Consider the following 10,663-nt stretch of genomic DNA (forward strand, 5'->3'; position numbering starts at 1 on the left):
GGTGCGACAATCCGCCGCCTATGAACGTGAGAGACAAAGTCCGCCTCGACCGGTCGCGCCATGCGGCGCCGCAGATCTTCGAAAAGCTGCGCGCGGCCATCGTGTCGCTGGACCTCACCCCCGGCACCGTGCTGGCCCGCGCCGAGCTGGCCGAACGCTTCGGCATCAGCCAGACGCCCGTGCGCGATGCGCTGATGCGGCTGGGCGAAGAGGGGCTGGTGGACATCTTTCCGCAGCACGCCACGGTGGTGAGCCGCATCGACGTGGCCGCCGCGCGGCAGGCGCACTACCTGCGCCGGTCCATCGAGCTGGAGGTGGTGCGCACGCTGGCGCTGCAGGGCGGCGAGGCCGTCGCCCGGCGCCTGCAGGCCCAGATCGGCGTGATGCAGGCCGCGGCCGAGCCCCTGGAGCCCGAAGCGTTCTCGCAGGCCGACCTGGCGTTCCACCGCCTGATGTACGAGGCCGCCGAGGTGCCGCGCCTGTGGGAGCTGGTGCGCAGCCACTCGGGCCACGTGGACCGTCTGCGCCACCTGCACCTGCCCAGCGCGGGCAAGGCCGCGTCGGTGCTGGCCGACCACCGCCGCATCGCCGAGGCCATCGCGCAGGGGGACGCGCCCGGCGCCCAGGAGGCGCTGCGCACGCACCTGTCGGGCACGCTCAGCCAGGTGGACGAGATCTGCGCCCGCCATCCGGAGTACGTGAACGCCGACTGAAGGCGGAGCGCAGCGGACCCGGGCGGCTCGGGGCGAAAGGGGCCCGCGCCGGCCCATGGTCAACCCCATCGGCCTCCAGCGCAATATCTACTAGGGCATACCGCTATTTAATTGATAGCAATCGAATCAGGCAACGAACCGGATGGTCTGCGCCACCAGGCCGAAGGTGCCGGCGGCCACCTGCGCCTGGATCTCCACGGAGCGGTTCTCGGCCAGGTCGGACGCGGTGCCGCCCTCGAAGCGGGCGCTGGCGTAGTGGACCGGCACGCCGCGCACCACGATCACCGAGGCCGCCGGGATCACGCGCTGGATCGATCCCTTCACGTCGAAGCTGCGGCTGGCCAGGCTGCCGGCCTCTTCCAGCGCGATCTCGCTCGCGTTGAACTGGCCGCTCACGAACACGCCCTTCACGTCCACGCGCCGGCCCAGCGCCAGGCCCGCAGGCGGGTTGGCCACGCCGCTGGCGTTCACCGGCACGCCGTTCACGCTGAAGGCCGTGTTGCTGGTGAACGCGGTGACGTAGCCCTTGAGTTCGACCGCCACGTTGCTGCCGCTGGGCAGCGTCACGCTGCTGGCGGTGGTGCGCAGGGCCGAGGCCACCCAGCGCCCGGACGCGTCGGGCGCCGTTTGCAGCTCCACGCGGGCGTACTGCCCGTTGGCGATGCCGGGGGCCTGCGACGCAACGGCGCCGTAGGCGATCACCGCGCCGCCGATGCGGAAGGTCTGCGCCGTGCCGTCCAGCCCGGAGACCACGCCGCGCAGCTTGTAGCGGGTGGGCACGGGCTCGTCGCGCACCACCAGCGTGGCGCTGTACAGCCCGTCGGGGTTGCGCAGGCCGAACACCTGCACCACCTGGCCCACCGCCAGGCTGGCCGCGCCATTGGGCAGGTTGTCGCTGTAGAGCGTGGCATCGGCCCACTGCACGGTCTGGCCCAGCACGGCGAAGGTGCGGGCGGCGGTGTCGATGGCGGTGATGGGCCCCTCGATCTCGCTGCGCAGGCTGATGGTCGAGGCCACGGAGCGGCGCAGCCCGCTGGCGTCCACCGCGATGCCCGAGCCGTTCACCTCCACCACCATGCCCAGCCGCAGGGCGGCGGTGGTGACGGCCTGGCCGGCATCGTCCAGGATGCGCGCGGCGGTGTCGTCGTAGCGAAGGTTGTTGACGATGATGGAGCCGAAGCCGCTGATGGGGCCGCTGGAGAACGACGCATCGGCCGTGCTGCCGACGCCGGAGACATCGCCACCGCCGCCGCCCCCTCCGCCGCAGCCGAACAGCGCCAGGGTGGCGGAAGCCGCGCCACCGGCCAGCAGGCGGCGGCGCGCGGGGGATGACGGGTGGACGTCGGGAAGCAACAAGGTGGACTGCATGGAAACCTCCGAAGGCGATGGGATGTTGAAACGGCGAGGCCGGGCGGCGCTGGCGGTTGAGCGGCCAGAACCGATGCCGCGCGCCACGCCAGCGCCTGGCGGCATCTTGGAATCACCGGTCGCGCCGATGATTTCAATATGTGTACTTACTTGTTCAGTTTTAGAAGGGGTTTGGCCACGGCGCCGACCGGGCTTTGGCGGGGCGCCTGGCTCGATACCTCTCGATACCGCGCCCGGCATGCGCTGCGGCACGCAGCCGAACACCGAGCCGGCCGTGCGGCCAGCGCCATTTCATTTCGAAACACTTGTGTACACTTTAGCGTTTCGCGCCACGCCGGGCCCTGCGTGCCCTGGTGAAAAAACCAACGCCTCGGCCATGCCGAGGCCAGCGCAGGGGCGTGCGATCATTCCCAGCCGTTTGCACGGCCGGGCTGGTCATTCGTGCACCTGCGGCGGATAATCCAGGCACTTCCTCGCCCTCCACCGGAGCACTCCCATGGCCTCTGTTTCCTCGATCGCCGCCTCCGGCCTGCGCGCCGCCCAAGTGCGCATGGATGTCTCCGCCAACAACGTCGCCAACATGAACACCCCCGGCTTCAAGCGCCAGACGGTGGACCAGGAGGCCGTGGCCTCGCAAGGCGGCGTGGCCACCACCAATGTGGGCCGTGCGGCGCAAGAAGGCGCCTCGCTCGAGGCCGATGCGGTCGACCAGATCTCGGCCACCTATGCATTCAAGGCCAATCTGCAGGTGCTGCGTACCGAAGACCGCATGATGGGCTCGCTGCTCGACACGCGGGCCTGAACCGCCGGATACGCCTCTTACCCGTCCGCTGGGCCAGCCCGGGCCGACGGCACCCTGGCGGCCCTCTTTCCTTTTCCTTCTTCTCTCAGACCATCACAGCGCGCCGGCCAGGCCGGCCAGCCGCTCGATCAGCCAATGCTGAAACGGTCCGGTCGAGTGCCGGGGGCGTGGATTCGGTGCGGTATTCATGGCCGCTTCCTCAAGCCGCCAGGGGCGCATCGCCGGCCGCTGCCGCGCGGCGGCGGGCCGCCCGCTCCCAGGCCTTTTCGTGGAAGAAGAACGCCACCGCCTGCACCGTGGGCTCCAGCAGGCTCAGCGTGATCGAGGCGATCAGGTTGCCGGTGACCGCGTAGGCCACCAGGGCCGCCACACAGATGTGGATGAGGTAGTAGCTGCCCGTCTTCATGAGGGTGGGCAGGTTGCGGAGCGTGGCTTGGCGGATGCGGGACATGGCGGACTCCTGTGGGGCAATCTCGGATGGGAACGAACAACTGCACGAATGCTAGTGATTCGCATTGGCGAGCGCCAATTGATCGTGTCCAACGCCGCGATAGCCAAGCCCCGAGGCGCCGCTATGATGGCCGCACTTTCCAACCCCTCCGCACACCTCGAACGGGAGCACCGCATGGCCCTCATGGACTTCATCAAGAAACAGTTCATCGACATCATCCAGTGGACCGAGGACAGCGACGGCACGCTGGCCTGGCGCTTCCCGATGCGGGACATGGAAATCCAGAACGGCGGCACGCTCGTGGTGCGCGAGTCGCAGATGGCGGTCTTCGTGAACGAAGGCCAGGTGGCCGACGTGTTCGGCCCCGGCACCTACAAGCTCACCACGCAGACGCTGCCGGTGCTCACCTACCTGAAGAACTGGGACAAGCTCTTCGAGTCCCCGTTCAAGAGCGACGTGTACTTCTTCAGCACGCGCCAGCAAGTGGACCAGAAGTGGGGCACGCCACAGCCCATCACCATCCGCGACAAGGATTTCGGCGCCGTGCGCCTGCGCGCCTTCGGCAACTACGCCTTCCGCGTGGCCGACCCCAAGCTGTTCCACACCGAGATCTCGGGCACGCGCGCCGAGTACACCGTCTCCGAGATCGACGGCCAGCTGCGCGGCCTGGTGCTGCAGAACATCAGCAACGCCATCGCGGGCAGCGGCCTGCCGTTCCTCGACCTGGCAGCCAACCAGGTGATGTTCGCCGAGGCCCTGGCCAAGGAGCTGCAGCCCGCGTTCGCCAAGATCGGCCTGCTGCTGGAAGGCATGACGGTGCAGAACGTCTCGCTGCCCGAAGAGCTGCAGAAGATCCTGGACCAGAAGATCGGCATGGGCATGGTCGGCAACGACATGGGCAAGTTCATGCAGTACCAGACGGCGCAGGCGATCCCGAAATTCGCCGAAGGCTCGGGCAACGGCGGCGGCGGCATTGCCGGCGACGCCATGGGCCTGGGCGCCGGCGTGGCGCTGGGCCAGGTGCTGGCGCAGAACCTGCAGCAGGGCCTGCAGGGCCAGAACCCCGCCGCGGCCCAGCAGGCGGCCGCTGCCGTGGCCGCCGCGCCTGCGGCGGGCGTCAAGCCCGAGGACGTGATGGCCACGCTGGAGAAGCTGGGCGAACTCAAGGCCAAGGGCATTCTCACGCAGGAGGAGTTCGACGCCAAGAAGGCCGAACTGCTCAAGAAGCTGGTCTAGTCTTCGCTATCGATTGAATAGCATCCTGCCCAATCGATACTAGGGCAGGAGGCCAAAAACACTCAAAAAACATGGCCGAGAGCGGCACCCAGCGTACCTACCGCGCGCCCTGCCCCGGCTGTGGCGCCCCGGTCGAATTCAAGAGCGCGCAGTCCACCCACGCCGTCTGCCCCTACTGCCAGAGCACGGTGGTGCGCAGCGGCGAGGTGCTCACGCGCGTGGGCAAGATGGCCGAGGTCTTCGACGACCACAGCCCCCTGCAGCTCATGGCCAGCGGCCGCATCGTGCTGGACGGGCAGGACCTGCCCTTCACGCTGATCGGGCGCCTGCAATACAAGGGCGACGCCGGCACCTGGACCGAGTGGAACGCTTTCCTCGAAGACGGCAGCACCGCCACGCTGGGCGAGGACAACGGCGCCTACGTGTTCACGCGGCCGGCCGCGGCGGGGCGTGAGTTGCCCGCGGCCGAGCAGTTCCGCGTCGGCATGACCACGGCGGTGGCCGGCAAGCCCTACAGCGTGGCCGCCAACGTGCAGGCGCAGCTCATCTCCGCCCAGGGCGAGCTGCCCAAGCTGCCGCCGCTGGGCCACCCGTTCAGCATGGTGGAGCTGCGCAGCGCGGACGGCGAGGTGCTGTCGATCGACTACGGCAGCACACCCCCGAAGGTGGACCGCGGCCGGGCCGTGCAGCTCGACGATTTGAAGCTGCAGGGCCTGAAAGACGCCTCCACCAAGGACGAGACAGGCCGGCAGTTCAACTGCCCGAACTGCGGCGCGCCGGTGCCCGTGAAGCTGGGCAGCACCAAGAGCCTGACGTGCCCGTCTTGCCACAGCCTCATCGACCTGTCCAGCGGCCTGGGGGCCGAACTGCGCCACGCCGTGCAGGACGAGCCGGTGAACCCGCTCATCCCGCTGGGCCAGACCGGGCAGCTGGAGGGCGTGCACTGGCAGGTGGTGGGCTTTCAGCACCGCATGGGGGTGGAGCCGGGCGACGACGAGCACTTCGGCTGGGATGAATACCTGCTCTACAACCAAAAGCGCGGCTTCGCCTTCCTGGTGGACGCGACCGACGGCTGGAGCCTGGTGCGGCCCACCACGGGCGCGCCGCAGCTGACCGGCGGCGGCCAGAGCGCCACCTACCTGAGCACCACCTACCGCCTGTCGAGCCAGTACGAAGCCGAGACCACCTACGTGGCCGGCGAGTTCTACTGGCCCGTGGAGCGCGGCCAGAAAAGCGCCAACCGCGACTTCGCCAGCAGCACCGGCCGCGGCCTGCTGTCGATGGAGCAGACCCCGCGCGAGATCACCTGGTCCAGCGGCAGCAAGATCGACAGCGCGGTGGTGGCGCAGGCCTTCAAGCTCGGCGGCCAGCAGGACATGTTCAATCGCGAGGACGCCGCGCCCCTGACCAGCGCCACCAGCCTGGGCTGCGGGACCATCATCGTCATTGCGATCGTGCTCATCATCCTGCTGCTGCTCACGAGCAACTGCTCGGGATCGTCGGGCGGCGGCTACCGCAGCTCGGGCGGCTCCTTCGGCGGGTATTCCAGCGGGGGTGGGCACAAATGACGAAACGGCGACGCCCCCGCGCTCCCTTGTTGCAACCCCTTTTCATCTGACGGAGGTCATCATCATGGCTCTTGAATGGCTGCGGCCCGCCGCGTTTTTTCGGCTCCATCCTGTTCGCGCTCATCGGCGTGCTGGTGTTCTGGGTGAGCTTCATCATCATCGACAAGCTCACGCCCTACGACCTGTGGGCCGAGATCGTCGAAAAGCAGAACAAGGCCCTCGCCATGGTGGTGGCGGCCATGTGCCTGGGCATCAGCATCATCGTGGCGGCGGCGATGCACGGGGGGTGAGGCGCGGGGCAGGGGGCGGATGGCCGCCCGAATGCCCTTTTTTTGGCCAGATTCCAAATACGAATCGTTATCAGTAACGTTACAATTTTGCTCTTTCCGATACAAACGGCTGCCCCTGCCGGGCGGCCGTTTTCTTTTCCAGAGAGAGCGAATGACACATCCGGACCCTGCACCAGCGGCCGCAGCCCTGGCCTTCTTCCATTCCCGGGCCACGGCCACCGCGGCGGCGCTGCTCGCCGGCATGGCGGGCCTGCCGGCCACCGCCCTGTCCCAACCGCAGGCCGAAGCCGCATCCCAGGCGGCCCTGCCCACCGTGCACGTCACGTCGGAGTACGACGCCGACGATGTGCGCCCCGAAGGCGTGACCACGGCCACCAAGACCTACATGGCGCCCAAGGACATCCCGCAGACCATCGACACGCTGGAGGTCAACAAGTACAAGAGCTACGGCATCAACGACCTGGCCGTCATGCTGGACGGCGTGCCCGGCGTGAACACCAAGTACGACATGCGGGGCGAAGGCGTGATGATCCGCGGCTTCAACGCCGACTCGGGCGACATCTACCGCGACGGCGTGCGTGAAAGCGGCCAGGTGCGCCGCAGCACCGCCAACGTGGAGCGCATCGAGATCCTCAAGGGCCCGGCGTCGGTGCTGTACGGCCGCAGCAGCGGCGGCGGCATCATCAACATGGTGAGCAAGCAGGCCCGCTTCGATGCCAAGAGCAGCATCAACCTGCGCGGCGGCTCGTGGGACAACGTCGGCGGCACGCTGGACATCAACCACGTGCTGAACGAGAACGTGGCCGTGCGGCTGACGGCCGACCGCGAGCAGGCGAACAGTTTTCGCAGCGGCATCCGCAACCGCAATGAAATGGTCTCGCCCAGCATCCTCGTGGACACGCGCACCGGCCTGCGCTGGACCGGGCAATACACGTACGACACGGTGTGGCGCGTGCCCGACCGTGGCCCGGCCTACGACCAGCTGCCCGCCGGCGTGTCGATCCGCACCGGTTTCGCCCACCCCGACGACATGGTGGAAGACCGGCTGCGCGTGCTGCGCTCGGACCTGAGCTACGACTTCAACCCGGCCTGGAGCGTGCGCTGGGTGGCGAGCAAGCGCGAGGCCAGCCAGGACTTCGACCACTACTTCGCCGGCACCTACTGCAACGCCCGGGGCCGCACCTCCACGGGCGCCAGCTGCGACTACGCCGGCCGCGTGCGGCCCAACTACGCCTGGCAGCAGACGCGCAACGAGACGCTTTCCAACACCGTGGACCTCACCGGCAAATTCACGCTGGCCGGCCTGCAGCACGACCTGCTCGTGGGCATGGAAGCCAGCGAGGAAGAGCGCCAGCCGCGCCTGTCCAGCGGCGCGGCCAGCTTCACCTACGACCCGCTGCGCCCCATTCCCTGGGTCCCCAAGCCCGCCCAGGGCGCGCCCACCCAGTACAACCTGCACGAGGCGCAGAGCCGCGCGCTCTACCTGCAGGACCTCGTGAGCCTGGGCACGCAGTGGAAGCTGCTGGCCGGGCTGCGCTACGATCGGTTCGACTTCCACAGCACCAACCTGCTCACGTCCGCCGGGCGCGGCTACGACGGCGACTCGGTCAGCCCCCGCGTGGGCGTGGTCTGGCAGCCGGTGCGCGAGCACAGCATCTATGCCTCGTGGAACAAGAGCTACTCGCCCTACGGCGGGCGCGGCATGATCACCGTGGACACCTCGGCCAGCGCCGTGTACGACGACGAGCCCCAGCATTCGCGCCAGTTCGAAATCGGCGCCAAGAGCGACTGGCTGGACGGAAAGCTGTCCACGCAGGTGTCGGTCTACCAGTTGGAGCACTACAACATCCGGTACCGTCCCGATGCGGTCAACGACCCGTTCACCTGGGCCGTGCGCGGCAAAGAGCGCTCGCGCGGCATCGAGTTCAGCGCGGCCGGCCGCGTGGCGCCCTCGTGGTACGTGCGCGGCGGCGTGGGCCTCATGAGCGCCAAGGTCACCGAGGACCGCAGCGCGCCCGCGAACGTCGGCAAGTACCTGCAGGACACGGCCCAGCGCAATGGCAACGTCTTCCTGCGCTATGCGCCGCAGGGCCCATGGTACGGCGAGATCGGCGTGACGCACACCAGCGCCCGCTGGCTCAACGCGGCCAACACCTCGCGCCTGCCGGCCTACACCCGCTGGGATGCCATGGTGGGCTGGCGCGCCGCGCCCTGGACCGTGACCGTCGCGGTCACCAACCTGCTGGACAAGGAATACTGGCGCTCCGTCGACATGCCCGGTGCGCCGCGCGGCGTGCTGGTGAGCGCCACCTACCAGTTCTGACCCGGGAGCCCGGGCGATGCCGGGCGGGCGAAGAAGGCGCCCTCGCCCGACGGGCCTGCGGCGGCCGCCGCCGGGGCCCATCCCGCAAAATAGCGGCTTGACCGCCGCTGCCCACCCCACCCCTTCCGCCGCGCCCGCGCCCCGCCCCATCGACATCGCGCTGCTCGCCAGCGTCTTCGTCGTCGCCGCCTGCGGCCTGCTCTACGAACTCGCGGCCGGCGCGCTCGCCTCGTACGTGCTGGGCGATTCGGTGCTGCAGTTCTCCACCATCATCGGCACCTACCTCTTCGCCATGGGCGTGGGATCGTGGCTGTCGCGCTACTTCGAACGGCAATTGCCCGCGCACTTCCTGCGCATCGAACTGCTGGTGGCCCTGGTGGGCGGCGCGCTGCCGGCCACGCTGTTCCTGGCCAACGCCTACGCGCCGGGCGCGTTCCGCGTGCTGCTGTACGGCATGGTGCTGCTGGTGGGCACGCTGGTGGGGCTGGAGATTCCGCTGGTGATGCGCATCCTCAAGCGCAACGCGGTGCTGAAGGACCTGGTTTCGCAGGTGCTCACGTTCGACTACCTCGGGGCGCTGGCGGTGTCGCTCGCGTTCCCGCTGCTGCTGGTGCCGCACCTGGGGCTGATCCGCACGGGGCTGCTGTTCGGCCTGATGAACGCGGCGGTGGCGCTGTGGGCGGTCTGGCTGTTCCGCCACGAGCTGCGGCGCCTGCGCGCGCACGTGCTGGCCTGCGTGGCCGTGTTCGGCGTGCTGCTGGCGGGGCTGGTGGGCGCGGAGCACATCACGCGCTTTGCCGAGGACAAGTTCTACCAGGACCGCATCGTGGTGAGCCGTGCCACGCCCTACCAGCGCATCGTGGTCACCGAGGGCAAGGCGGGGCACCGGCTGTACCTCAACGGCAACCTGCAGTTCGCCGAGCGCGACGAGTACCGCTACCACGAGGCCCTGGTGCACCCGGCGATGGCGGCGTTCGCCTCGGGCGGCGCCGGGCCGCGGCGCGTGGCGGTGCTGGGCGGCGGCGACGGCATGGCGGTGCGCGAGATCCTCAAGTACCCCTCGGTCGAGTCGGTCACGCTGGTCGAGCTGGACCCGGCGATGACGCGCCTGTTCACCGACGACCCCACGCTCGCGCGGCTGAACGGTGGGGCGCTGTCCAACCCCAAGGTGCATGTCGTGAACACCGACGCGTTCCAGTGGCTGCAGCAGGGGAGCGTGGGGGCGCAAGACTCCAGCGCCGCCGGGCCTCCCCAAGGCGCGGGGGCCCCCTCGGGGGGCAGCGAACCACGCGCAGCGGGGAGCGTGGGGGCGCAAGACTTTTTCGACGTGATCGTGGTGGATTTCCCCGACCCGACCAACTTCGCCATCGGCAAGCTCTACACCAACAGCTTCTACGCCCTGCTGGCGCAGCGCCTGTCCGCGAGCGGCTACGCCGTGGTGCAGACCACCTCGCCCCTGGTGGCACGCCAGAGCTTCTGGACGGTGGTGCAGACCATCGAGTCGCTGGGGCTGCGCACCGCCCCGTACCACGCCCACGTGCCCAGCTTCGGCGAATGGGGCTTCGTGATCGCCAGCCGCCGGCCCTGGCACCTGCCGCAGGCGCTGCCCGAGGGGCTGCGATTCCTGTCGGTGCCCACGCTGGCGCTGCTGTTCGACTTTCCGCGCGACATGGCGCGCGTGCCGGCCGAGGTCAACCGCCTGTCCAACCAGGTGCTGGTGCACACCTACGAGCAGGAGTGGGGTAAGGTGGCGGCCCACTGACCGCGCTGGCCGCCCGGCCGCACCGCCCACATGCAACGCCGCCAATTCCTCGCCGCCTCGGCCACCTCGGCCGCTGCCGCCGCCCTTGCCGGGTGCGGCGCCCCGCCCGAACTGGAGGGTGGCTTTGCCGGCATCGACATGGCGCGCGGC

The 10,663-nt window shown here is 69.1% G+C and carries 9 protein-coding genes and 1 pseudogene; 8 read left to right on the top strand and 2 right to left on the bottom strand.

The window, feature by feature from the left end; genetic code table 11:
- Window positions 1-20 precede the first annotated feature (20 nt).
- Window positions 21-713 (top strand): GntR family transcriptional regulator, encoded by a 693-nt coding sequence (locus AC27IO_RS07925; RefSeq protein WP_317356759.1) that lies wholly within the window; start codon window positions 21-23, stop codon window positions 711-713.
- 126 nt (window positions 714-839) lie between these two features.
- On the opposite strand, the gene AC27IO_RS07930 is transcribed toward AC27IO_RS07925, so the two are convergent.
- Window positions 840-2,081 (bottom strand): DUF5666 domain-containing protein, encoded by a 1,242-nt coding sequence (locus tag AC27IO_RS07930; protein ID WP_498738307.1) that lies wholly within the window; start codon window positions 2,079-2,081, stop codon window positions 840-842.
- Window positions 2,082-2,577: 496 nt separating this feature from the next.
- Here AC27IO_RS07930 and AC27IO_RS07935 point away from each other — a divergent pair, with 496 nt between their 5' ends.
- On the top strand, window positions 2,578-2,883 hold the full coding sequence (locus AC27IO_RS07935) for a flagellar basal body rod protein FlgC (RefSeq protein ID WP_272566450.1): 306 nt from the start codon (window positions 2,578-2,580) through the stop codon (window positions 2,881-2,883).
- A gap of 199 nt (window positions 2,884-3,082) precedes the next feature.
- Here AC27IO_RS07935 and AC27IO_RS07940 read toward each other — a convergent pair whose 3' ends face one another.
- Window positions 3,083-3,334, bottom strand: a complete 252-nt coding sequence (locus tag AC27IO_RS07940; RefSeq protein WP_272566451.1) for a DUF2061 domain-containing protein — start codon at window positions 3,332-3,334, stop codon at window positions 3,083-3,085.
- Window positions 3,335-3,508: 174 nt separating this feature from the next.
- Between AC27IO_RS07940 and AC27IO_RS07945 the strand changes: the two genes are divergently transcribed.
- The 6 genes and pseudogenes from AC27IO_RS07945 to AC27IO_RS07970 form a co-directional block, all read left to right on the top strand.
- Window positions 3,509-4,570 carry an SPFH domain-containing protein gene (locus tag AC27IO_RS07945; protein WP_498738316.1) on the top strand — a complete coding sequence of 354 codons (1,062 nt, stop codon included), beginning with the start codon at window positions 3,509-3,511 and terminating at the stop codon, window positions 4,568-4,570.
- 71 nt (window positions 4,571-4,641) lie between these two features.
- Window positions 4,642-6,138, top strand: a complete 1,497-nt coding sequence (locus AC27IO_RS07950; protein ID WP_498738310.1) for a DUF4178 domain-containing protein — start codon at window positions 4,642-4,644, stop codon at window positions 6,136-6,138.
- Window positions 6,139-6,202: 64 nt separating this feature from the next.
- A pseudogene (locus tag AC27IO_RS07955) lies at window positions 6,203-6,428 on the top strand (DUF350 domain-containing protein).
- Between the two features lie 151 nt (window positions 6,429-6,579).
- The gene (locus AC27IO_RS07960; RefSeq protein WP_498738312.1) at window positions 6,580-8,751 is read left to right on the top strand and encodes a TonB-dependent receptor; all 2,172 of its coding nucleotides are present in this window, start codon (window positions 6,580-6,582) and stop codon (window positions 8,749-8,751) included.
- 97 nt (window positions 8,752-8,848) lie between these two features.
- Window positions 8,849-10,513 (top strand): polyamine aminopropyltransferase, encoded by a 1,665-nt coding sequence (locus tag AC27IO_RS07965; RefSeq protein WP_317356771.1) that lies wholly within the window; start codon window positions 8,849-8,851, stop codon window positions 10,511-10,513.
- A gap of 30 nt (window positions 10,514-10,543) precedes the next feature.
- The coding region (locus tag AC27IO_RS07970; protein WP_487089136.1) for a twin-arginine translocation signal domain-containing protein at window positions 10,544-10,663 on the top strand (120 nt) is incomplete at its 3' end.

The sequence above is a fragment of the Acidovorax sp. KNOB132 genome (genome assembly GCF_057541515.1).